At 41.8% G+C, this 23,948-nt stretch carries 24 protein-coding genes and 4 pseudogenes; 10 read left to right on the top strand and 18 right to left on the bottom strand.

The annotated features are described in order from the left end of the window. Positions 1–57 precede the first annotated feature (57 nt). Positions 58–1,744: pseudogene (locus HRE53_RS23225) on the top strand (IS1634 family transposase). A gap of 374 nt (positions 1,745–2,118) precedes the next feature. Here the strand turns inward: HRE53_RS23225 and HRE53_RS23230 are convergent. From HRE53_RS23230 to HRE53_RS23270, 10 genes and pseudogenes are all read right to left on the bottom strand, one after another. Beyond that, complete coding sequence (locus tag HRE53_RS23230; protein WP_396133468.1) at positions 2,119–3,231, bottom strand: endo-1,4-beta-xylanase; 1,113 nt, start codon at positions 3,229–3,231, stop codon at positions 2,119–2,121. A gap of 190 nt (positions 3,232–3,421) precedes the next feature. Further along, on the bottom strand, positions 3,422–4,555 hold the full coding sequence (locus HRE53_RS23235; RefSeq protein WP_235108126.1) for a glycosyltransferase family 4 protein: 1,134 nt from the start codon (positions 4,553–4,555) through the stop codon (positions 3,422–3,424). Between the two features lie 363 nt (positions 4,556–4,918). Next, positions 4,919–5,419, bottom strand: a complete 501-nt coding sequence (locus HRE53_RS23240; protein WP_235108127.1) for an O-antigen ligase — start codon at positions 5,417–5,419, stop codon at positions 4,919–4,921. A gap of 817 nt (positions 5,420–6,236) precedes the next feature. Then, positions 6,237–7,343, bottom strand: a complete 1,107-nt coding sequence (locus tag HRE53_RS23245) for a glycosyltransferase family 4 protein (protein ID WP_235108128.1) — start codon at positions 7,341–7,343, stop codon at positions 6,237–6,239. Between the two features lie 9 nt (positions 7,344–7,352). Continuing rightward, positions 7,353–8,186 (bottom strand): annotated as a pseudogene (locus HRE53_RS23250) (lipid II flippase MurJ); the annotation flags it as partial. 139 nt (positions 8,187–8,325) lie between these two features. After that, positions 8,326–8,793: an oligosaccharide flippase family protein gene (locus tag HRE53_RS35275; RefSeq protein ID WP_396133400.1), complete on the bottom strand. Its 468-nt coding sequence runs from the start codon at positions 8,791–8,793 to the stop codon at positions 8,326–8,328. Between the two features lie 287 nt (positions 8,794–9,080). Next, on the bottom strand, positions 9,081–9,839 hold the full coding sequence (locus HRE53_RS23255; protein WP_235108129.1) for a bifunctional 2-polyprenyl-6-hydroxyphenol methylase/3-demethylubiquinol 3-O-methyltransferase UbiG: 759 nt from the start codon (positions 9,837–9,839) through the stop codon (positions 9,081–9,083). 153 nt (positions 9,840–9,992) lie between these two features. Continuing rightward, positions 9,993–11,771, bottom strand: a complete 1,779-nt coding sequence (locus tag HRE53_RS23260) for a polysaccharide biosynthesis tyrosine autokinase (RefSeq protein WP_235108130.1) — start codon at positions 11,769–11,771, stop codon at positions 9,993–9,995. 46 nt (positions 11,772–11,817) lie between these two features. After that, on the bottom strand, positions 11,818–12,165 hold the full coding sequence (locus HRE53_RS23265; protein WP_235108131.1) for a hypothetical protein: 348 nt from the start codon (positions 12,163–12,165) through the stop codon (positions 11,818–11,820). Between the two features lie 6 nt (positions 12,166–12,171). After that, positions 12,172–13,833, bottom strand: coding sequence for a WecB/TagA/CpsF family glycosyltransferase (locus HRE53_RS23270; protein ID WP_235108132.1), 1,662 nt, complete (start codon positions 13,831–13,833; stop codon positions 12,172–12,174). 1,080 nt (positions 13,834–14,913) lie between these two features. On the opposite strand from HRE53_RS23270, the gene HRE53_RS23275 reads away from it, so the two are divergent. Next, positions 14,914–15,195 (top strand): hypothetical protein, encoded by a 282-nt coding sequence (locus HRE53_RS23275; RefSeq protein WP_235108133.1) that lies wholly within the window; start codon positions 14,914–14,916, stop codon positions 15,193–15,195. A 393-nt stretch (positions 15,196–15,588) separates the two neighbouring features. On the opposite strand, the gene HRE53_RS23280 is transcribed toward HRE53_RS23275, so the two are convergent. From HRE53_RS23280 to HRE53_RS23285, 3 genes are read right to left on the bottom strand one after another with little or no spacing between them, the layout of a single operon-like run. Beyond that, on the bottom strand, positions 15,589–15,993 hold the full coding sequence (locus HRE53_RS23280; protein ID WP_235108134.1) for a hypothetical protein: 405 nt from the start codon (positions 15,991–15,993) through the stop codon (positions 15,589–15,591). Positions 15,994–16,011: 18 nt separating this feature from the next. Further along, entirely contained in the window at positions 16,012–16,143 is a 132-nt protein-coding gene (locus tag HRE53_RS34575; RefSeq protein ID WP_255800879.1) for a hypothetical protein, read from the bottom strand. Positions 16,144–16,189: 46 nt separating this feature from the next. Next, positions 16,190–16,750, bottom strand: a complete 561-nt coding sequence (locus HRE53_RS23285; protein ID WP_235107969.1) for a hypothetical protein — start codon at positions 16,748–16,750, stop codon at positions 16,190–16,192. Between the two features lie 158 nt (positions 16,751–16,908). Here HRE53_RS23285 and HRE53_RS23290 point away from each other — a divergent pair, with 158 nt between their 5' ends. The 3 genes from HRE53_RS23290 to HRE53_RS23300 all read left to right on the top strand — a co-directional run bounded on the left by HRE53_RS23290 (position 16,909) and on the right by HRE53_RS23300 (position 17,768). Continuing rightward, positions 16,909–17,238 (top strand): hypothetical protein, encoded by a 330-nt coding sequence (locus tag HRE53_RS23290; RefSeq protein ID WP_235108135.1) that lies wholly within the window; start codon positions 16,909–16,911, stop codon positions 17,236–17,238. Beyond that, positions 17,163–17,510: a hypothetical protein gene (locus tag HRE53_RS23295; protein WP_235108136.1), complete on the top strand. Its 348-nt coding sequence runs from the start codon at positions 17,163–17,165 to the stop codon at positions 17,508–17,510. Before HRE53_RS23290 ends, HRE53_RS23295 begins: the two co-directional genes overlap by 76 nt. A 102-nt stretch (positions 17,511–17,612) precedes the next feature. Then, positions 17,613–17,768 (top strand): hypothetical protein, encoded by a 156-nt coding sequence (locus HRE53_RS23300; protein ID WP_235108137.1) that lies wholly within the window; start codon positions 17,613–17,615, stop codon positions 17,766–17,768. 2 nt (positions 17,769–17,770) lie between these two features. On the opposite strand, the pseudogene HRE53_RS23305 reads toward HRE53_RS23300, so the two are convergent. Further along, positions 17,771–19,140 (bottom strand): annotated as a pseudogene (locus tag HRE53_RS23305) (ISKra4 family transposase). Between the two features lie 86 nt (positions 19,141–19,226). Here HRE53_RS23305 and HRE53_RS23310 point away from each other — a divergent pair. Both HRE53_RS23310 and HRE53_RS23315 read left to right on the top strand, forming a co-directional pair. Beyond that, entirely contained in the window at positions 19,227–19,625 is a 399-nt protein-coding gene (locus HRE53_RS23310) for a macro domain-containing protein (RefSeq protein ID WP_396133469.1), read from the top strand. Positions 19,626–19,686: 61 nt separating this feature from the next. After that, a complete protein-coding gene (locus tag HRE53_RS23315; RefSeq protein ID WP_235108139.1) occupies positions 19,687–19,926 on the top strand; it encodes a hypothetical protein in 240 nt (79 codons plus the stop codon). Positions 19,927–19,967: 41 nt separating this feature from the next. Here HRE53_RS23315 and HRE53_RS23320 read toward each other — a convergent pair whose 3' ends face one another. From HRE53_RS23320 to HRE53_RS23330, 3 genes are read right to left on the bottom strand one after another with little or no spacing between them, the layout of a single operon-like run. Next, positions 19,968–20,123: a transposase gene (locus HRE53_RS23320; RefSeq protein ID WP_235108140.1), complete on the bottom strand. Its 156-nt coding sequence runs from the start codon at positions 20,121–20,123 to the stop codon at positions 19,968–19,970. Beyond that, complete coding sequence (locus tag HRE53_RS23325) at positions 20,116–21,348, bottom strand: ISL3 family transposase (RefSeq protein ID WP_235108141.1); 1,233 nt, start codon at positions 21,346–21,348, stop codon at positions 20,116–20,118. Before HRE53_RS23325 ends, HRE53_RS23320 begins: the two co-directional genes overlap by 8 nt. After that, a complete protein-coding gene (locus tag HRE53_RS23330) occupies positions 21,233–21,637 on the bottom strand; it encodes a transposase family protein (protein WP_235107816.1) in 405 nt (134 codons plus the stop codon). The genes HRE53_RS23325 and HRE53_RS23330 overlap by 116 nt, the downstream gene beginning before the upstream one ends. A gap of 83 nt (positions 21,638–21,720) precedes the next feature. On the opposite strand from HRE53_RS23330, the gene HRE53_RS23335 reads away from it, so the two are divergent. Beyond that, positions 21,721–21,990 (top strand): hypothetical protein, encoded by a 270-nt coding sequence (locus HRE53_RS23335; protein WP_235108142.1) that lies wholly within the window; start codon positions 21,721–21,723, stop codon positions 21,988–21,990. 109 nt (positions 21,991–22,099) lie between these two features. On the opposite strand, the gene HRE53_RS23340 is transcribed toward HRE53_RS23335, so the two are convergent. Further along, positions 22,100–22,813, bottom strand: a complete 714-nt coding sequence (locus HRE53_RS23340) for an HAD family phosphatase (RefSeq protein WP_235108143.1) — start codon at positions 22,811–22,813, stop codon at positions 22,100–22,102. Between the two features lie 88 nt (positions 22,814–22,901). Here HRE53_RS23340 and HRE53_RS23345 point away from each other — a divergent pair. Then, positions 22,902–23,370: pseudogene (locus HRE53_RS23345) on the top strand (DUF4079 domain-containing protein). A gap of 55 nt (positions 23,371–23,425) precedes the next feature. After that, positions 23,426–23,899: a DoxX family protein gene (locus tag HRE53_RS23350; RefSeq protein WP_212665502.1), complete on the top strand. Its 474-nt coding sequence runs from the start codon at positions 23,426–23,428 to the stop codon at positions 23,897–23,899. Positions 23,900–23,948 lie beyond the last annotated feature (49 nt).

Genomic DNA, 23,948 nt, shown 5'->3' on the forward strand with positions numbered 1-23,948 from the left:
TTCAGCAGGTACTAACCATCAAGGGATAATTTTGAGGTTGTCCCTCAACGCAAGTCCATGTATTCACCTCAAGAGATAGACGTTCAGGATATTGACCATCTCGGTATTATCGCCGGTATCGTCGATGAGATCGGCATTGTCGAAATAGTGGATCGATTATTAGGTACTCACGAGCAAGAGAATGTTAGTTGTGGTCAAGTTGTCAAAGCCCTGATTTTAAATGGTATGGGCTTTTTGAGTGCCCCATTGTACTTATTTAGTGAGTTTTTCGAAGGCAAAGCAACCGAGCACTTACTCGGTCAAGGTGTACTGCCAGAGCACCTCAACGATACCCGTATCGGTCGAGTCCTCGACAAGCTCTATGCCTATGGTGTGACCCAGATATTTATCCGTGTGGCAATGGCAGTCGTTCAGAAATTCGATGTAGCTCTAAGGTGTGCGCATCTAGATGCGACAAGCCTTAGTGTTGAGGGGCAATACTTAGATAAACCACAGGTTGAGGCGTCAGACGAATCCCCCCCTCTGCACCTGAGTCCCCCCTCCCCTGCACTGGCTGAATCAGAGGAGCCGATACCCGTGAAAATCACCTACGGCTACTCACGGGACAATCGTCATGATCTCAAGCAGTTTGTATTGAACCTACTGGTGAGTGGGGACGGAGGTATTCCTTTATTTTTTACAAGTGGGCAACGGTAATGATGCGGACAAAAGTACGTTTGTGCCTATCATCCATGAATTTAAGCAACAGTGGAGTCAGCAACAGCCAGAGGTGATTGTTGCTGATAGTGCCCTCTACAGTGCCGACAATCTGCAAGCATTAGGAAGTACATCTTGGATTAGCCGAGTTCCAGCAAGTTCAACGGCAGCCCAAGACTTATTACAAGGGCTGCCGGGTTCACAGTTTCACCCCAGTGCTCTCAACGGCTATAGCTTTGTCGAAGTATGTAGTACCTATGGAGAGATTCAACAACGGTGGCTGGTGGTTGAAAGTAAAGCTCGCAGAGACTCTGGACTCAAACAAGTGCAAAAGCGGATTGATCAGGCGTTTAGCCAAAAAACTACTGCACTTAAAACCCTCTGCAAACAGACCTTCTCGTGCCCTGCAGATGCTTTAGCTGCAGCCCAAGATTTTGGCAAAATCCTCAGGTATCACACCCTTGACGATCTCAAAATCCACAAAAAACCTCATTATTCAAAGGCTGGACGACCGACAAAAACAACGGTTGTGACTCACTACACCTATTCTATTGAGGCTACCTTAACCCTCAATGAGCCAGTCATCGAACGCTATCGGCGGCAAGCAGGTCGTTTCATCTTAGCCACCAATCTCTTGGAACAAGAGCAATGGAGCAATGATGATATTCTGCGCGAGTATAAGAACCAGCAGGCGTGTGAAGGAGGCTTTCGCTTTATCAAAGATCCACTCTTCTTTGCCTCTAGTGTTTTCCTGAAGACACCTCGGCGTATCGCTGCCTTAGCCATGATCATGGCCTTGTGTTTGATGGTCTACAGCTTAGGACAACGACAGTTAAGAAATGCACTAGAACAAGTACAAACAACTCTCCCTAATCAGAAGGGGAAACAAACTACGAAACCTACGTTACGTTGGATTCTCCAATGCTTTCAGGCCGTCCATTTAGTTTGGCTTGATGGTGCCAAGCATCTCATCAAGCTCAACAGCAGGCAGCAACTTATCTTGCCGTTCCTTGGGAAGGGCTGTAAAAAATATTATCTGCTCTGCTAGCTAGCCTGCTGAATGTAGGTTAAATGCTTTTTGCACTTGAGTTGTGTTGGCAAATTACTGAATATAAGTAGGCTAGAGAGTCTGGAGTAAGTGCTCCAACCCTGACTGCCTGACACATCTCTGAAAGCCTTTTCTTCGTAAGGGTTTGCACTGTAAGAATAGCAACACTGCCCCTAAGGCAAGAGAGTTGGTAATACGTTTAGGTTGCGTTTGACGTGTGAACAATGCCAAAAGCTAGCCTTATACACCCTGCTATTCAGCATCCAAAAGCTACGTATCTAAAGACTTTGAGGTACTTATGTCAGGCAGTCAGGCTCCAACCTTTATGGCTCAATTGATTTGAGGTAATATGCTTCCTAACGGTTAAAGTTGATCTACCGCTTGTGAGTCTGTTGGAAAGCACGGGCCAATGCATTCCAGGCCAACTTAGGTTGTAGGTTAGTGTCCAATGGTAAAGGGCGTACGGGCTGATGATCAGATCGAGGAAAAAACTTAGATAGATAGGTGTAGCGATCGCTCAGCCCCCATGTAATAACAGCAATAACAGCAGGCTCATCCAACACCACTGAAAGGTAGTCCTCATAAACCCCAGCGACAATGCGATCTCGCCTCTGAATATCTGCAGGTAGCTTTGAGTCATTAACATCCATCTCAGTAATTAAAATTTTCAGATCCAAAGCAGCCACTTCCTTCAAGAACTGGCGTAGGGATTTAGGATCAAAGTCAAGGGAGTCCCCTCGCAAATGGGCTTGTATTCCCAATGCATGAATTGGGGTACCTTTTGCCTTTAAGCGTTTTAGGAGTCCTAAAATAGCACGGCGTTTGGCTTTATCCATTGCAGTGTTGTAGTCAATGCCAAAGTCGTTGTAGACCAATAAGGCATCAGGATCGGCCTTTGCTGCGATCCGAAAAGCAAGATCGATATAGTCAGGGCCTAAAAACTCAAACCATGGCGTTCGTCTTAAACCGTCAGCCCTTTGACTAGCTAATGGGTCATACTCAATTGCCTCATTGACAACATCCCAGGAATGCATGCGCCCCTTATAATGCCCCACTACCGTTTCTATATGGTGTTTCATCACATTCGCAGCGTTTTGATGGTTCACAACTTGCTGGAACCATCTGGGTAATGATTCATGCCAAATTAAAGCATGGCCACGAAAAAGTAAATTATGCGTTTGTGCAAAGTTGAGCATTGCATCGGCAGCGGAAAAGTCAAACTCATTGGGACTAGGACGAAGCTGATGATCTCCAGCGCTCCATTTCAGCTCCCATTCAGGAACTAGCAAACTACATTCTTGGGCAAATAAGGCTGCAAACTGTTCATCAGAAATGACCTGGTTGTAGCGAGCCGATGCCCCAAAAAGGATGTTTTTGTCAGCAGCCAACTCCTTTAGGGGGAGCCACTCCTTGATTGAAAAATCACGATTAGGAGTATCCAGAGCTGATAGCTTGTGATTTTGAAATATTGATCGACTTCCTAAAATAGTCCCTAGAGTGGCAAAGGCCCCTAAACCTAACCTAAGAAGACGTCTTCTGTTTTAAATAGGGAATCATTTCTGGCTCTTAGATAGTATGTAATTACAATTACGTTACGAGTTTTAAACTGATCATGAAACTACAGAACTCAATGCAAATATTTCCTTGATGAAAAGGAAATATTTGCATTGAAATCGCTTAGTAGTGCTGTAGGACTCTATCGTAAATGCGACCTAAACGATGAGTGTAAGTTTTGATATCTAATGATTCAGCAGTTGCTCTTGCTGATTTGCCTAATTTGAGCCTTAGTTCAGAATCTTCTAATAAATATTGTATTGCTTTAGATAGTTGTTTCACATTGCCTGGTGTAACTAGTAAGCCATTCTGATTGGGCACAACGACTTCAGGAATCCCACCTACTGGCGTTGTAATTGGAGGGATTCCCCAGGCCATGGCTTCTAATATTGCTAGAGGAAGCCCCTCGTTGTAGGAAGGCAAAATGAAGATATTGGCATTAGCTAGCATTTGGTCTCTTTGACTAGGATTAATCCAGCCTAAAAAAGTAACGTGATCAGACAATCCCAAACGGCCTGCAAGAAGATGACCTTGTTCAATTTCGCCGTCCCCTGCAATGATCAAATGGGCACAGGATTGGAGATGAGGAGGCAGCCCAGCGAAAGCTTGGAGAAGATCAAAGGTTCCCTTGCGATGTCCAACTCGTCCACAAAAAACTAAATTAATGGGGATAGAATTCTGACGACATGGGATCTCAGTAGGGAGTTCAACAGAATTAGGTAAGGTGAAAACTCTCTCTGGTATTAAACCCAATTGGGAAATATAAAAGTTTTGCCAGAAATCAGATAGAACAATGAATCCATCACATTGACCAAAAATATCACTGATAATGTTTTGAACCCATCCTGGCATTTTCGAGAAAAAAGGCTTGAACTCAGCCCCATGGGCATGAAGAACGACAGGTCGATTAAAAATAAATGAAAGGATTGTAAGCAGAACTGTTCGCAACACGCTGCCCCGCTCGGATACGTGAATATGAACTATATCGACTTTTCTAGATAATAATGATCCCCAAAAAGTAGTTATGGCCCTAAAAAAAATGATCCCACGATGTAAAGCTGAGCCTTCATCATGAGTACAAATATGACGGAGAGTATATCGAGAAGGAGCATGGGCTAAAATCAAATTTTGTACTGTAGCCATGCCGCCATTCTGTTCAAGACTTGGGCCGAGGATTAATGCTTGGTGGCAGGATTTTACAGGACTCTTTTTTTGAATGCCATTGAATGTTGTTGTCATGATTTTTTGAGATTTCAATACTGCAACTCCCCCAAGTTTTTTATCCGTATTATTGGATTTATTTTTGATGCTAAATTATCGATGCAAAATTAGTAGTGGCTGAGTAAAAAATAATTAAATAAATTGCAAGCCTACTAAATAATGGGTAAATCCTTTTGGTTGAATTGGAGGATTTAAATGTTAATTAATTCTTGAATGATTTGTGTTTTTAAAAAAAACTATGAAGAATTTGGATCTTTATTTCTAAATTAGTTAGTAACTAGGCTAATAACTTGCTAAATGAAGATTTTCTTTTTTCTCGCTTCAGGATGAGAAAGTACAGAAAAGGAAATAGCTATAAAAATCACCCAGAATAGATCATTTCTTACCATTAGAGTTGTTTCAGTCATATTTGCCAAAATCATGTTGATCACAAATAAAAGTGGCCAGATATAGGTTGCTGATGAAGTATTTCTCAGTAAGAAAAAAAGACTGTATTGTTGTTCTAAAGATACCTAATGTCAAAATAAAAACTCCTAATATTCCTAAATCTAATAAAAGATCTAGTAAGCCGTTGTGAGCAGATGGCACTTGCCAGCCAGCAGCGTATCGAATTAGGGCTGCTTTGCTACTGAAATCTTGCCAAAAAGCGCCATATCCGTAACCCAACCAAGGGCGTTTCCCAATGTCATCAAGAGCCCAAACCCATAAATCTGTCCGACCAGTTAATGATGGATCTTTACCTGCAGATATGAGAAGTGAATCCATATTTTCAGTTAGGAATAAAAATCCACTCATTCCTACTAAGAGAATGGCAAGTAGAGCGGGAATCATTAACTCATATTTCCATCGAAAAACTCTTATTATTAAAAAAGATAATATAAAGAAAGAAGAATGTACCAATAGATGAAGAAGATTTAGAAAGTAATAATAGAGATATTGATAAAAAATAGACCTAAATAGTTCGCTATTTTATAGTTGTTTTTTATTGGTCCTAATCAAAAAATATTGATGAGCTAAGAGCCATCATTTTTTCCAAGAACATTTTTTATGGATATATATTCCTCGCCATGCCCCTGCATGTACGCCAGTCATGACTCCATATTTAGGTATAAGAATAGCAGTGATAAAACTAAAAAAAATGACTATTCCAAAGGCTATAGCCAGATTCTGTAATTGATCTTCTAAGCTATATCGAGTAGCAAAATAGAGTCCAAATAATGATGTGCCAACTAAAGCAATAGAACGAAAAATGGTTATCTGAGGATCAAAAGACCATAAAACAGATGCTACAGCAAAAATGATTATAAGGCTAATTAGTTTATCCTCAGTAAGAATAAGTAATACTCTTCGCCACCGTAGTATTAATAAAGCAAAAGTAATGACATAAATCAACTTATATACTAGTAAGAGTGTAGAATAATTAGTTGATTGAATAAGGTTGAAATCTCCTTCGTTTGCACCACCTGAAAATATTAAATTTAGGAAGCCGCCAGAGTAAATTATGATGGAAAAAAACTGTGAATATTTTTTTCAAAAGCAATAAAATAGTCTTTCATTGGGAAGTATTTTTTTCGGTTCTTTCTGGTAAGGATTGTATGGAATTATCTGGAAAAATTTTAGAATAAAATTAGATATCTTTTTGTAGTTTTTTGAATTGTTAGGAGGTGCCTAATTACAAAATATTGGTAGAAAAATATCTATAATTTATTTTTTTGATTTAAATACTTAATGTAGCTGCGCCGCCTAATTTTTGATAAACATCAAGGGTTTGGCTGGCGATATTTGACCATTTCAAGTCAGTCTTGCAGCGAGCGGATGTCGCAACCTGAATTTGGTCCTGAATCTGATGATTTTTAAGTAAGTAAAGAATTGATTTAGCCAACTGGTGAACATCTCGAGGAGGTACTAATAGACCATCTTTGCTATGATGAATCACTTCGCTTAATCCTCCTATATTGGAGGCAATTATAGGAGTACCTAACCCGAATGCTAGTGAGGCCACTCCACTTTGTGATGCTTCAACATAGGGCAGAACTACTGCTGTACTCTGCAAGAAAAGTTCGGTGACTTCTGCTGGTGGAATAAAGCGATTAAGTACAGTGAAATGCTTCTTGTCAGATAAAATGTGGGAATATTGGTCTAAATTTTCTCCTCGGCCTGCTATAGTCAGCTTGACGTCAGGAATCTCTTTAATAACAAGCGACATCGCTTCTAATAAGTAGCTCAAGCCTTTGTAAGGCCAAATACGTCCGAAGAACAATAGGGAATTTTGCTCTCTTGGGATAGAGTGATGTTGATCTATAAACTGCTTATATAAGGTTCCAAGTTCACCATGAGGAATGACATTGACTCTACTCGACAATTCTGGGAATCGTTTATGTAATTGTTTTTTTTGTTTGTCGCCATGGACGATAAGTTGCTTGGACCGAAAAATAGCGATTCGACGAGTAAAATCTGAACCAGGGATAAGATCACGGTCGCCTGGATGGCGGTAAACATCATGGATCGTGGTTACTAACGGGTAAGAGCGATTGGTGAAAAGGGTTAAATCATACCAGGGGTCATTGGTTTCCTGAACATGAAGAATATCAGGGCTGATCTTTTTCACCATTCTCATCATTGATGTCATGGAAAAAAAGTTGCGAGGATCTCGAATACGATATTTCTTGAAATACTCAACTTTAACTGTGGACTTAATATACTGTCGGCACTTAGCATAGATATGCTCTGGTTGGATAACCGTTAGATCGACATATTCACTTAGGCTATTGATGAGTTCAATCGAATAGTCTTCGAAACAAAAATGAATGAATACTACTTTCATAATGCTTGATTACTTATGTAGTAACTTTGAAAACAGTTGATTAGAAGCTTTAAGAGACTGAAAAGCAATGCAAAATATGACTAGACAATAAACTAATATAGATATCGTTAATGATGATAAAAAATCTATATTTGCTGTATTTAGTGTCGTAAATAAAATCAACATTAAACTGCCAACGATAAGAGGGCGTTTAGCAACTTGCCAAAAATTTAGATGAAATAGCCGCTTAAATGTGGCATATGTATATACCCCAACTCCAAATAATTTAACAAGTAGGGCAGAGATGGCTGCACCTTCTAATTGGAATTGACTAACCAGCATCACACTAATCACCCCTCCCAAGATAGTTCCATAGATGACTTCTTTTAAGTTGACCTTTTCAAGGTGATTCGCAACTAACGTATAGCTAAGAGGTTTGTTAAATGCTCTTGTTACCATGCCAAAGGAAATGATACAGAGTGCAATTGATGCATTAGCAAAGTCAAGATCTTTATAGACAAAGAGTAAGAGATGGCGACTGAAAAATAATGTACCAAAAAACATCGGTATGGCTAAAAACAGTAGAATTTCGATGTATTTTTCTGCTAAATCTTTTTTTGCTCTAGAGCGAGACGATGACATTTTAGACATTTTTGGAAAGACAGCTAAAACGATACTGTCTGACACGATTGAGAAGGGTTGAATTAGCTGCATGACTGAGCCATAAAGTCCGATGGTACTTTCATTGCTGAAGAGAGAGATTATAAAAATCTCCATCCTTTCCCTAAACACTGAGATTCCATCAATTGCTAAAAATGTCCTAGCTAGTTTTATCGTTTTTTTAATAAAGTCTCTGTCTATATTCCATTTAAATCGGTTGAATTTTTTGTATTAGATACCATTCCTGAAGGAAAATAGCAGATTCAGATATAACAAAAAATAGCTGACGTTAGGATAATGCCACGCCCAGATATTAATCCAAAATAGATGATGATTGTCCGGACTATATAGACAGGGATTGTACAGATGGCAATCCAATGCATTTTCTCTTGAGCCTGAAAGATAGCTTCAACAATATTTGAAAGAGAAAAAAGGGATGATGGCCAGCCCGATAACATAGCAAATTTTTTTCAGTATCACTTGTATATGGCATAAAGTGAACTACTAGAAAAAGTAAGAGATAGCCAATTAAGCTAAATAGGAATTGGAGGAATGTACCACTCACTAAATATGAAGATATTTCAGAAGATTCTTTAGATAATTCTCGAGTAAATAGTGTTTTAAAGCCTGATGAAACAAGCGTCATGAAGACAAAGTAATAGCTGAATGCAAGCGTATACTGGCCTAATGAAAATGGTCCAAGGATACGGGCAATTAAAGCAAGGACTACGAAAGAAGTTACGCTTTGCACAATTCTGTTGCTTATAAGAGCAAATGAATTAACTAATAACTTTTTCTTTGCCATTAACATGCCTTTGGAAACTATTGCTAAACTAACTAAAAGTAGATTTTTTTTTGGCCTAAAAGAAATATAATTAGCTCTTTTGAATAAATAGACTGGGTAGGATTGGACTAGTATCTAGATTTTATAGGCTACTAAACAAATATTGTCAGAGAATAAATTTAGCTTCTTGAGTATTTTACTTAATAAGCGACGTAATAAATGATTGGGTATTTTGGATAGTATATTTTCTTCAAATAAGAAAAAATTTTAGACAATAAGTATCTATTTTTATGGTTTCTGCAAACCCTAATACCCTAAGAAATCTCTTTAATAATATGGGGGGTAAATGCATAATGTATCTGACAGAAATCTGATTGAGATAATGCATCTGATAAATTCTTGAAAGTATACTCTTTTAAATGCATACCTTTGGGCTCAATATGTTTAAAAACTTTAGATATATCATGTGGCCCAGTAAATTGATGTGGTGTACTGAGAATATATTTTCCCCCTTTTTTTAGTATGCTATACACACTTTTAAGATGTGCATCTAAATCATCAGGATGTAAATGTTCTATAACCTGATCTGAAATTACTGCTTCATACTGTTTGCTTGGTTCAAATGTATCCAAATGAATACCGTCTGATATGCCCCAAGAAAGATTTATATGAGAAGTGGCTAAATTTTTTTTGCCTCTTTCTTTTGTGATTTCTGTTCCCTTGCAGATGAAACCACTCTTAGCTAAATAAGAAATAAGCTTTCCCTTCCCTGAACCAATTTCGTAAATTAGTTGTGGAGGAGTTCCAATAACATTTTTCCATTCTTCTGACCGCTTAAGAGATGAATCTTGTTCTGTACATTGATTCAGCCAACTGAGGTTTGAATATAGATGAGTATAACAACGTTCGAAAGTGGACCATCGTTCTTCAGGGGATGATTTTAGAAGTTCTGATGTTAATTTTTTTTCTAGTTCCCAATGAGATAAAACCATACTTTCTGAAATTTCAACTTCTTGAGGGATACTATAATTTTTTTTGTACCGCTGGATTAATTTATGCCCTTTTGGTTCCATAGTTAAGAAGCTCCTTTTTTTTGGAGTAAATAAATATTAGTGAGTATAGATATAAAGGTTAAAAAATTAAGTTTTTATTAAATAAATAGCCTGATTAGAATGGTTTAGAGCTTTTTGAGATTGGAAGTTAAATATTTTGTTTGACTAGCTAAATTAATAAACCTTATGTTTGAATGAATTGAATTTAAAGCTTGGTAAATATACCTTGGAATAGTCTTGTGTTTTTCCATTGTTGACTACTGTTCCAATAATTTTATGTTTGAATTGGTTGATAATTTCTTTAGCTATTTCTAGTTCCTTTGATTGAGTCAATGTCGGATTAGTTACAAAAAGTACTCCATCTACTATCGTGGCTAATGCTGAAGTGCCATCTAAATCCAATAATGGTGATGTATCAAAGATGACGAAGTCATATTGCCAGGCAAAATACTGTAACAACAGGTTCATTCGTTCACTGCTGAGAGTACTCATGGGACTAGTTGGCTTGGAGCCTGACGTGAGAATATCTAGATTACTCCATACTCGATGAATAATCATCTTGACTTCGGAAGGCCGAATCGAAGTATCTTTAATAGCGGTTGATAGTCCTAGTGCATTGGGGAGATCGAAAAGCTGGTGCTGTTTAGGATTCTGCATATTGGCATCAATGAGTAAGACTCGCTGTTCTAACTGAGCCAATGCGATTGCTAGATTGGTGGCAACTGTTGATTTGCCTTCTTGAACATCAATGCTTGTGACAATTAGTGATTTAAGTGAAGAATCATTGTTCAATAACTGAGGGTTTGATCTGATCATGTGATGCATCTCGCCCAGTATGGAAATTAATGAACCAGAGTTGAGATCGCTAGTTTGATGTTTCAACTCAGTGTGCGGGATGACTGACCACAGGGGATAGTCAAGAAGGCCTTGAAGAGAATCAATAGTGTCTTCAAGAACTTTTCGTTGTGACTTTAGAAGGTATTGCTGACGAATCGCTAATATAGGAATTGCAGCGGAGGCTAGAAACGTCCCTAGCAAAATCCCTAAAGCGATGACTATAGCTTTCTTTTTGAGAGTCGTGCCTTCTGTTGGTGTTAGTGCCTGCTCGATGATCTGCGCACTGCTTGTATTCGTGTTTTCAGCGACTTGGAGTTCTTGCAAATTTTTCAATAGGGTTTTATAGGTTGATTGAGCTGCTTCAGACTTTCGCTCAAGTTCACGCAGAATTTGTCTCAGTTTTGGTAGAGTTTGGGTCCGACGATCGTAATAGGAGCGACCACGCCTTAAGGAGATTAACTTTTTGGCAACCGCTTGCCGCTGGACTTCTGCTGAGAGAAAATCATGTATCGTATTTTGTTCTGGGTCATCGATGTCTACACGCACAGCTGCAGATAAGGATTCCATTTGAATGGTTTTCTGGCTCTTTTGGCTGAGTAAGTTTCGGAGGGCAGACCGCTTCTCTTTGAGGTTAACAACAGTAGGAAACCCTTCTTGGAAATCTTTTCGAGCTAAAGCTAACTGGCGTTCAACGCTTTGGAGTTCCCTTAAAATTTCTTTGATTTCTGACGATTGACTTAGCTTATTCGCTGTGATCGCATTTTGAGGGCTTAAGCCTACCTGATTCCTTAGAGCTGCTGAGCGTGCAATTGCTGCATCAAACTCACTCTGTACAAGCGTAATTTCGCTGTCGAGCTTTGAAATTGCAGTAACTGTGGCATCTTCCTCTTCTTCTAAGTCAACAATATTATGCTTTTCTTTAAAACGGCTTAAGTTCTCTTCTGCTTCTCGGACAACTGACTCTCGTTGGGGTAGCTGTGCGGCAATAAACTTTCTGGCTGAAAGTGCTCGTGAACGCTGACTTTGGATATTGTTAAAGATATAGAGGCGCATCAGAGTATTGACGACCTTAGCTGCCTCCTTCGGTTGGTCACTTTCATAGGAGAGCTTCAGCACATCTGTTCCGGCAATGATGCCGACATCGAGTTTGTGGAGGACATCTTTAGGACGAAGAGTGTTTCCCTGGGAATCCTTTTAAACCAAGCACATCAATCATATTTTGTAGTAGAGGCTTGGCATATATGACTTCGATCTCTGTACTTAATGGATTTTGGGTAGAAACGAGAGGCCTTAACTCTCCTGATTTTTCATCAAGTTCTGTTGAGAGGGGAGGTGGATTAACTTTGAACCGAAGCTTCCCTTCTGCTATATAAGATGGCTTGATAAAGAAAGAATAGAGGAATGAAAATGCTACCGTCACACCGAAAATGCTGACTACAGGACGCCAATTCTGCCTTGCCTTTTCTAAATACTTACTCAGATTAATATCGACTTGTTCTCTAGATTCCATCAGTTGTTACATCCGCTTCTCTAAGGTGGTAGGCCTAAATGGATATTCCTTCTGTTCGTGAATAGAAAAGGGTGGAGAATAGAACCCCATTTTTTGCTTAAGTAATAGCCAGAAAAAAGGCATATCATCGATTAAGTATCGTTTCCATAGACGTTCTGGCTCAGACAGAAGTCGGTGAAGCCATTCAAACCCTAAATTACTAACCCACTGTGGAGATCGTTGTTGGCTACCTGATTCAAAATCTACAGTAGCGCCAATGGCTAAAAATATTTTTACTGAAGGTAATAGGTCTTTATATCGACAAATCCACTTCTCTTGGTTGGGTGCACCAAGGCAAACAGCTAGGACTGTAGGCTGATGTTGATTGATCTGGTCAACAATCTCTAAACATTCTTGGGGCTTTTCCACCACACCGAAAGAAGGAGAATGAGCCCCAACTATAATATTGCGCCCTAAACGTTGATTGATTCTAGCTTGAGCTCTTTGGGCAACATTTTTGGTGCCACCTAATAGAAAAACTTTGATATTTTTGTTGTCTCTATGGAAACTACAAAATTCAGGAAACAAGTCAGAGCCAGATAATCTTTCACGAATAGGCTGCCCTAAAAATTGAGAGGCATACATGAGAATCTGACTGTCACAAGTTCTAAAATCGGCCTGGCTATAAGCCTGCCAAAATTCCTGGTCGTGCTGCAGCTTCATTAAATGGTCAACGTTAGCAGTAAATACAACTCCACTGTTCAGTTGTTGGAGAAATTGTCGCTTAGTAAGATTGTCAATAGGCAGATTTAAAATCGTTACTTGATCACGATCAATACTGGCTCTTATGCTCAGGTGTCGTCCCAACTGAAGACCAAATACCACCTGCAAAATAGTGTAGATAATGACTTTAAGATCTAATCCTAATTGCCACTGTTTGACGTAATTCATATCTAACTCGACAACCCTTTTAAAGTCAGCACGATACTTCTGCTGACTGGTTTGCCATAGTCCTGTCATCCCTGGCTTGATGGATAGCCGTTGCCAATCTTCTTTGGAGTAGACTTTGACCTCATCCAATGTGGGGGGACGTGTCCCCACTAAGCTCATCTCACCTCTCAACACATTGACAAATTGAGGTAGTTCGTCCAAATGAGTTTTGCGCAGGAACTTGCCTACTCTGGTGACCCTAGGATCTTTCCGAACATCATAAAATTTGTAATGCTGTTTACCAGCAACCTCTAACTTTTTACGTTCTGCATTTCGCACCATGGTGCGAAATTTCAAAATTCTAAACTGTTTTCCTCGCAAACCCACTCGATATTGAGTGAAGAAAATTGATCCTGGTGAGTCAAGCAGGATAGCAAGTGTGATCGGGGGCAGCAAAATCAGCATCAAGGTAATACCGATGATGGCTCCTGATATATCAAGTAATCGCTTTAACCTACTCTGCACCGAAGGATGGGAGTGAAGTGCGAATAATTTAATATCAAATACTTTAGATTGCCAATCTAGAGCTGCCTGCAAATCTGTGCGGCAAATATCCCCAGATTCGACTAAGATTTCTCCCAGGAGTTTCCAATCGGATTGGTCAAAAAAGTTTTTCTGTTGTTTGAGAGCTCGAGTGAGCGTATTTTGATCAATTAAGTGGTTATGTACGAGAATTTGACCCAAAGTGTTCTCTGTCATAATGCGAAATTCCCTTGGGGAGATTGATGCAGAATAGGAAATTAAAGTGATGAGATAAACCCTTTAACCTAGCCACACTCCACCTGCTCAAGAAACTCTAATCTGTTGACAGAACACTTAGGAAAATGAATCCCTAACTAGTCTTCTAGAAGTTAGAAGTATTTTATTCAGTTTTATATAAGAATGATTAACTTTCCTTGCAAAGGATAATAACACATTGTGAATTTTTGAGCTAATTAAAGTTCAGTATATTTAGGAGAAGATTTTGATTAAGACTAATCAAAACCAGTATTCATCCCTTCAGGAAAGGATTTCAAAGGATTTGTACATAAAGCTTATGCTATTGAGGGAAAAGCTCTTTGAAATTCATCAGCTCATCGAAAGGGATCAAGTGCTAATTAAACTTGTAACAGAGACAACTATATCTCCAATTCTAGATGGCTTTGCCTCCAATTCTAGACGGCGACTTCGTGCTTTGGGAGCTATAGCTTATGCATACGATAGCTAAGATACTGTTGATCTATAATAACGAATCTAGTTCGTCACAAAAAAATTGATGCTCTTGAAGTGCAGATGACTTTGTTGTTTGTATTGTAGAGTACAAAAATATCAATATCTTTGTTGTTTTTTTACAGAATTGAAGCTGCCAGTATAGATAAAGTTTGCTGATCTAAGGGGCAGTTGCATTGCTCAAAAAAAACTGGTTTGACTGCTAAGCTAGGATGTCTAAATTGAATATGATGTTGTGTAAGTGTAGAGCTATTTTAAATTATCTGCAAAAAAAAATTAGGACGACTCAACCTTGTAGTGGTGTAACTGATGAGCACCCTAAATGGTATCTGCAATCAAGTACCTGATTTCCGCCATGGCTATTGGCTGCTGCTATTGATGGTGATAGGGAGCATGTCACCTTTGCAGATGCACAAAATTTGTAATCAGAAATTTGATGTCTGAAAGCAAGATTAGCAAGGATTTCTGGGATAAGTATAAATACTAGATTGTAAAGGTGACATGCTCCCATGGTGATAGAGACTCTAGCAGGCTATCAAGGGTATCGAGTATCGTCCCTTGCAAACTTTTTTGGAAGAGCATTATCAGATTTTATGTGGGGTTTTAGGAGTAAAAAGATTGAAAACCTTTTCCCACTCAACTTTCCGACGAGTCATGATGGGTTTAGAATTTGTGTTCTTGTGTCATACCGTGGAACATTGGAAGTTCGTACAGCAACCAACTCACTCTCCTGATAATTATGTCGCTGCCATGGATGGCAAGCGTAATCGAAAAGGTTTGAGTGATGAAGTGGGCAGGCAAAGATTTGTAGGACTAATCAGTCTCTTTGCCATTGAAGCAAGCATCATCTGAAAATTTGAAGCCTTTATCCAGCAGGATAGTAGTGAATCCAATGTTGTTCAGATCCTGCTTGAGACATTGCAGTTACAGGGCAAGTTAATTACGGTGGATATCTTACATATGCAAAAAAACGCTGCAGTAAATTGTTGAGTTGGGCAATGAGTATCTGGTTGCTGTCAAAGTAGTTATCGGCAAATCATTAATTGTCTTCTACTGTTTATCATCAACTCAAAAGAGATTGAGTATGCTCAAACCCGGTTGTTGGAAATAGCAGTTGATCAATACGGCCAAATTTCTAGATTCTTTGCTTGGGCTAAAATCTACCTATATGGACGATGGACAAATACTTCGTCATTGGTGGGTATCTGCGACCTGACTGCCTGACAGATCTTCGCCTTCCCCTGCTCATAAAGCCTTGCACTGTAAAGAGCGGATGCGAGAGAACCAGATTTTGTTGTAGTGTTTCTTTTGAGCTTTTTTAGACGCAAAACACGGTTGTGGATCATGGCAGAGCAAGGGGACTGGCATCAACAACTCCCGTCCTTTATGGACTACCCCCTTGAGCCATCGCAATCCAATTTTGAGATAACTAATGCCTCGCCGCCAATGTGGATCAACCTGTTGGCGCAGCCCTTTAATGTGAACAGCCATTCCTTGAGTCGTGCTGAATAGCAGTGCCACAGCAGCAACCAGATAAAGCCTCTCTAATGCATCAGCACAGCGAATTTTCGACTCTTCTAGCTCAAACACTCCAGACTTACTATCGAGAAATAATTCTTCGACCCGAAACCTCAAAGCATATTGCCACAAGGTCTGTAGCGTGGGTGATTACAGATGAATCACCGCCCATGGTTCTTTCACTCCTCGGATATTAGCCAACACCAGATTGCACCGATAGATGCCGTCTTCCCAAAGCCCCACATTGCGGTAGAGGAGGGCTGCTCCTTTGGATGGCCACAATTGTCGGACTTCTCTTGGACATTGACGTGGACCATGGAGAAGGACATCACAAACAGTAATGCCAATGGCTCTGTTGTAACCAGCTCATCAGTTGATGGTTCGCAAACCCACGATCTGCTAACACCATGACATCTGGATGCTGCCGCAATAACCAACGGGCCTGGCGCAATAACGGTTGATATTCCTCAAAAGCGACAGCTGCACTCTTGTGCTCTAATACTTTCCACAACAACGGTACTGCTCTGCCACAGCAGACGACGGATAGATGAATCATGCAATATTCATTCCATAACACCGTTGTATCCATTGCCAGGTATAGACGATGAGAGTGCCAGTTCTTAAGTGCTAGCAGGACTAGAGGTACATATAGCTTGTTAATATCAATGCGTTGATTGGCTATAAATCGTTGCCACCGACGCTCGACACTTTGGGCTTTTCTGGCTCGGCAGGGAACATAGGATTCCCAGGCAGATAAGCTTAAGCGTTCACTACAGATTAACGCGCTTACCATCCAGCCCAGAGCAATGAGATGGCGCAAATCTCGATAATGGCTGTGTTGACGTAAAAAGGAAAACAGTTGACGATAAATTTGGGTGGGGCCTGACATTTGAATAACGCTGATTTGTGATTAAATCTAGCCTCACATGTCTCTCCACTCTTTTCTCATAAACTATGTAAATAAAGGCTTTGACCTACTTCTGTCAGGCAATCAGATCTGCGACAGTCATACTTCACCGTAAGACCTCGGTATATTGACGAAAAATAATGTCTTCATTAATTGGCCATAGCTTGGCTGGGTTAACGGTGGGGATTACAAAGAAGCAATCCTGTTTTCTAGCAACAGTCTGGGCAAGACTGCTGTGGATGTTCTGGCTAGTTGTAGTTGCGATCGCACCTGACTTCGATTATGTTGTACCTTTCTTATATCCCAGTGCCAATGCAGGATTGCGCATTACTCATTCCCTCTGCTGCGCTCTGCTTTTACCCACTCTCACCATTGTTTGTCTGAGAGTATTGGGATGCGATCGCAAATCCCTCTCCAAGGCAACAGCACAGTTGACCTTAGCAAGTTTGTCCCACATCGGCTTATTTTAGTTGGCGTCACTGCTTTGCCCCTACAGTGGCCCATCACCAGCAATGTATTCAAGCTCCCTTTCGGTCTCCTTCCCAGTGCAGGCAAGCCCAGCCTGTCCAACTACTATTTTTATTACAACTTAGGCATTGAAATGGGCGCTCTGGTTCCCTTAAGTTGTGGTTTACTCATCAGTCAATACAAAAGACTATCCGTGTGGAGATGGGGAATTATCAGTCTGCTCTTGTCGGTGTCGGCCTATTTTATGTATTGGGCTTATGGATTAAGTCGCTAGCCAGCATCATCTTCTTAGGGTGATGGCGGTCTAACCCCCTACATCATCTGATACAACATAGAGTACTGATTCAGGTAAAAAATTTTCTGTGCCCCTTGTCTTATGGAACTCCATCTTGTTGATCAAAATCCGGCTGTAGTCACGGCTTGGCAAACTTCTTTTGCCAATGTTGAGGGGGTATTTATTCACTACGGAGATATCCTCTTAATCGCTGAAGAGGCCATTGATGGGCGCTTTCGGCAGTCGTGGGAGACCTGAATTTACCTCGTTGGGACATGGGGGAATAAGGTATCAAAGCGTTGATTCACCCAATCCAATCTCAGGTGAAGGAGATGATTGAATCTATCCTCACTCCATCGCATCCTCACTCCCTTAAAGCGCTGTTGAATCAGCCACTTGCAAGCACTCTCAATCATGCCACTGCCAAGTGGACATTGGTCCTTCTCAAAATCCTGATAGCGGATATGTCGATGATGGGTTTGGAAATAAGTGTGCACCTGGATAAGTGTCTCTAAATCTTTGCCCTGCGGAATATCTGTAGTGACCAGGGCAGTCAAGGATTTAAGTACAGCGTGATGTTGCCCATGTCTGAGTAGAGACCGCCAGTTCTTGAACCAATTTTTAGCCTCAGGGGACCGACAATCGAATAAGGCTACAGTCGCTCGCCACAGATGTCCAGCGGCATGATAGAAATCGAGAATACCCATCGCACAATGGGCAAAGCACTGACGGTAGACCCGCCAGAATCCCCGTCCGCCATCACTCAACCAAATGACTTGGGGAGCAGTGTCAATGGATTGTCGTTGAGCCTCCATCTGCATGAGAGGAATAAAGGTATCAATATCCCCCCCAAAACAGCTACTAATCGACGATGACATAATCGAGTCACTTGTTTTCCAGACCGGGTTAGATGCTGTCCTAAGCGAGCAAATAGACCGACCTTCACTTCCCGCCATCGAGTTTTACCTTTAGCGGTTTTAGGCTTCGGTCGAAAAGGCACCATCACCCCATCAGCAGCAATAGCAAGACGGAGCATGGCGGTCATCTCCTCCAAGGTGTCTGGTGACAGACATACTCCTCGGAGGAACTGCTCTAGTTGTTGCCTTAATCGGGATTGAGACTGTTGTCCATAATGCGCAACCCAAGACCACAAGGTACTCGCACTCACCGCTATTCCGGTACATTGATGCAGCATCCAACTCGATAGTTCATAGGGCATGACAATACTCATCAAGCATCCCAAACGTATCAGTTCTTCACTACTCGATTGATAAGGAGCAATACCCAACGCTTGATCTAAGGGCACACTGAGACTCACCTTACAGGTTTGATTGGGGCAACGCCCGACTCTTCGCTTTCAGGCGATCTGACCCACCAGCGTCTTCATCTGGCGAGACCGAAATCCTTTGGAGCGAATATGTCGTCCACAGACTGAACAATCTGGCCAAATCGTGGGAAATTGCGCACGAGTATTGAGTGCTTTCTCTAAGGTCAGGCGGGCAAACAGGAGTCCTAATTGCAGAGCAATGAGAACCATCGCAGACAGATTACTGGCTTGGTGCAATTGCTGGCAGTAGGATGACCAGTCTGCATGTTCTGGATATAGAGCCTCTAATTGGGGTAAAGTCATGGTGCTTTTTTGAATGGGGTCGGGATCATTATCTCGTCCCTTTTTCTTGAAGAGTACCCCTCCTACATCCTTCAAAAGCGCCCGCCATTGATTCCCCGGCCAATAGTTACGGATATATGGATGGAGGAATTGATGATTTATATATCAAGTTCTTCGGATTAAAAATACAGACAATTCTGCACAAGGTCATCGAGAAAAGATCAGAAGGATATTTACCCGTTGGTTGTGCTGAAATCATAAAAACAGATCACCATCGCATACCGTATTTGATTGCTGCACCAACTATGGTGACGCCAGAAGCAATACCTTCTAACAACTGTTTTTATGCAATGATTGCCATCTTGAATTTAGCTTCACAATACCCACATATTGGCAAAATCTTTTGTCCAGGGCTGGGAACAGGTGTCGGTTGTGTTGAACCTAATCTTGCAGCCCAGGAGATGTTAGTGGCTTTCAATAAGTGGCAAAGTGACTACCAATTTTGATGAAATTAGTAGTCACTTTAAGCAGACCCATCGTTTATTTCAAATCTAGTAGGAAAAGCATATGCCATCGTGGGTAATCATTTACTGCACTAAAGATATTGATGATGTCACCCCAGAATCCATAGGGGAGATTAAGCAAAATGATTACTGGTCATTGGCGGAAGATTATGACGTGGCTGATGATCTTGTATCACCTGCTCTAACTCTATTCAAGATTGTGAAAACATCTGACGGTTTTACATTACAGTATCGTCCAGAAGGCGAACGCCAACTAACCATGGTTCTTCCCAGCTTTTGGTGATTCGGTTTAAACCCTTACTCAGAAAGAGATTTGCTTCTTTCTCATGAAGCCATAATTAGTCGCTTGGCGAGTAGTGTTAATCCTGCCCTGCCAAACATCTGACGCTTAAGCATTTTTAGTTTGTTGTTGAGTCCCTCCACCGGACCATTACTGACCTCCATCATCATGCTGGCTTTGACTGCAGCATAGTCATCCATGAGACCCGCAGCAAACTTTTTTCAACGGTTGAATTGGACAGGTCAATGCCTTCATCAACCAACAATCAAAAGCATCGGCCTGTCGTTGTCTGAGCAACTCAAGGAACGTATGAGCTAAATCAACAAGGGTTGCTAAGTCCGGGTGTTGTTTGACCAGGTATTCCAACAACTCTTTATTTTCGGGTTCTCGATTCTCTTCTTTGAGCACAATTAGATAGGCTGCTTGACGAGGTGTAAAAGGAGGAGCTTGAGGATCAATGACAGTGGGTAAGGACTTTGTCACTGGAGCACGATATGAAGGAAGGCTCTGAGCTTCGCGGAACCCACGAAGGTAACGCTGGAGAGTGCGTTGGGAGCCTTCATAGCCATTCTGTCGGAGCAATACCATCAAGACTTTGGAGTTCGTTATTCCAGAATTCCACCAAGCCACAACCTCCTGTTTGTAGGGGTCGAGTAGGCTCCTACCCAAGGTCGGACGTCGGTTATAAGTTTCTGGAAAATCAGGTCGGGTACCATATTTGCGAACAGTACATTCACTCACTCCGACTTTGTCTGCAATAGCTGCAGTCGACCATTGTTGTTCGCGGAGAGCTTTAATTTCTTGCTGCTGTTGTACCCGAATTTGATGGTTTGCCTGTGCCCGTTCTTGAAAGGTTGCAGTGGCAGTCGATTGAGGAATTACAACAACCGTTGCAGTATGCCCTAGATTTGAGCTAGTGACTGGGTATTGCTCCCGTGAAGCGGCTTTAAGCTCAGCATGGTAGTTTTCCAATGAAAGCTCAAGCGCTTCACTCAAATTTTTGACTAGATGAAAGCGATCTGCAACTTGTCTGGCGTCTGGCGCAGCCTTATCCATGGCACTTTTGTAGGTCTTGGAACGGTCACGGGATAATACTTCTATACCTGGATGCTCTCGTAGCCAATCGACCAATGTGTCTGCTTTGCGATCTGCTAGCAGGGCAATAGGTTGATGAGTCTCTAAGTTGACTAAAATTGTGCCGTAATTATGGCCTTTTCGGAACGCAAAGTCGTCTACCCCTAACACTTTTGGAACCTCGAACTCAGGGAGGGGAAGGCGCTCTAAGTGGTTGAGTAGTGTACTGCCACAGCTAAAATAGCCCAGACACTTGCCTAGACGAGAACCAGCAGCACCGCCTAAGGCTAACCCAATCTCCTGGAGATGCTGAACCTGGCGTACGGTTTTCCTGGCCCAAGGTGCCGCCACCTCTGGAATGCGTTCGGTAAAAAATACGACGGCGACACTCTGAATTCGGACAAAAGAATTTGCAGACTAGCACGAGCAAGCTTAAGCTGAAGTGCAAGCAGGGTAAGTCGGCAAGGGTTCGTTGATATCGACTGTGCACTCGATGAGCCACGCTACCGCACAAGGGGCATGGAGCCACCGTTTGGGTGGACATAACACTCAATTCCAAATGCTGGTGTTCTACATCCATTTCATAGTCGTTCAATTGGAGCCCGTTGGGGCTAGGTAATAAAGCTTGGAGTAATTCCATGGCCAGAATATTGCAAAGACTCTAGCTTCAATGGTTTCACAGATTTTTCATCGCATCACCAAAAGCTGGGAAGAGCCCTAACCATGCGTTGCTGGACAAATACAGAGAGAGTGTCTGAAGAAATTTCTGAAGCAACAGCAACCTTAGGCAACTCGAAACCTAATCTCAAAGAGCATATCGAGCAAACCAAAGCTGTGATTGGCATCGAACTCGGTGCAAGCCAATTATCCGATATGGGAATTGTCTTTGCATACGAAGTTGTTAGATGGTTTGGGATGCACAAAGGTGGGTTGATTTTGGGGGGTGATGGCGATTGGTCACAAGTCGAGAAAGGGGCGTTCATATCCCTATGACGCTGAGCCAAAAAGTTATCGACTGAAACGAAACTTTTAAACATCCATGCTACGAATCGATATCAGATGTTTCTCTCCATCTACTGATAATCTCATCAACCCTCCAAGCTCATTGTCCGAATAGTTGTAGAAGAGCTGGATCGGTAAAGTCTTGGATACAGTACTCAGCTCCCGCCTGTTTCAGTTCTGCTGCTGAATGAGTGGTGAGGACACCCCAGCATCGCATTCCCGCATTTCGCGCCGCTTGCGTACCTGCGATCGCATCTTCAAATACCAAACATTGATCCGGTGAAACCCCCAACCGTTCTGCCACTAACAGATAGCACTGAGGATCAGGTTTGCCTCGTTCCACATCTGTTTCGATCACCTGGGCAGCAAAGAAGCCCCCGAGTTGATCTTGCTCCATCAATAAGTCCACATTTTCCCGACAGGCAGAGGTTCCTAATCCCAGCTTGAGCCCTGCGGCCTGAGCCTGTTGCAAAAATGAAATTAGCCCCGGCATCCACTGAATCTCATCCTTGATTAAAGAGCGATAAACGGCTTCCTTCTCAGACCCCCAGCGCTGAATATCGGCATCAGAAACAGGATGTCCTAACAACTCAGGCAACAGATCTTCATTCCGTTTTCCCCCCATTTGCTCTAAACGGTCTCGGCTAGCCACGGCTAATTCTGGAATCGTCGCACTATATTGCAGCCAAGCATCCAGGTGATAGGGCATCGTATCGCAAAGAACCCCATCCATATCGAAAATTAGGGCTTGCAAAGGCAATGTAGAATTCGCAACGGCCTGACTTTGAGGAGAAATAGAAGCTGGTTCATTCATAAGGCAAAGGATCCAAAACTGAACACACCGTAGAAAACATGCTAACTTTTATAAAGTTTATTTAAGCATCCTGCCTGCCTTTTGCCCTATGACTTTGTCAAAACTCTTGTACTGGACCTATACCTTCATTCATCCAGTCCTGATGTGGACATTATTAGGCATCTGTATCTATGCAATGACTTTAGGGCTGAAGATTCGCACCACTCGCACCACCACAGATAAAGATCTGCGTAAATCCCTGATCAAGCAGCGGTTCAATATCAAACATCACCAAATTGGGGCATTGTTGCTATCAGTCATGGTCCTTGGGGCAATTGGCGGTATGGGAGTCACCTATATCAACAACGGCAAGCTATTTGTAGGAGTCTCACCTATTAGCAGGGTTGGGCATGACAGGACTTGTAGCAATTCTTGCCAGTCTCACTCCCCTGATGCAGCGGGGGAGTCAAACCGCTCGCAATGTCCATTTATGGCTGAGTATATTGATTCTAGGCCTCTTCGGTTGGGAGGCGCTTACCGGTATGCAAATTGTGCAACGGATTATCGAACAGGGCTAGAAACCCTTGCCACAACATAATATTGTTAACATAAGTTCACCTAACCTCAATAGATATGACCTCTACAGCAAGTTCCAATCGTTGGCTCACACTTTTATTTCAGTCCACCTCGGACACGACCGTTTGGTTCCAAGTAGCCTTGACGATCTTGCGAGTCGTCGTGAGCTTTTTCATGATTCACAATGGCTTGGATAAGCTAGCCGATGTGGACGGGTTTGCCACCAACGTGGTTGCTAATGGCATGGGCCTCCCATTTCCCGTGTTTCTCACCTATTGCTCTGCCTATGCCGAAATCATCGGCTCCATTCTGCTGATTTTAGGTCTGCTGAGTCGGCCTGCAGCCTTGTCTTTGTTCTTCACCATGGCCATGGCAATTTACTTCCACCTCAAAGTCGATGGCCTGCAAATTGGGTCTTTTGAAACCGCCACCCTTTATGCCTGTGCGTTTCTATTTTTTCTCGTCAATGGCGGGGGGCAATATTCTCTCGATGCGCTGATCAGCAAGCAACTCAACGGATCTAACGATTAATCCCAGCCTTTACCAATATTTGAAAAGCATCCGGTCCTTAAGCTGGGTG

The sequence above is a fragment of the Acaryochloris sp. 'Moss Beach' genome (genome assembly GCF_021497025.1).
Taxonomy (GTDB): Bacteria; Cyanobacteriota; Cyanobacteriia; order Thermosynechococcales; family Thermosynechococcaceae; genus Acaryochloris; species Acaryochloris marina_A.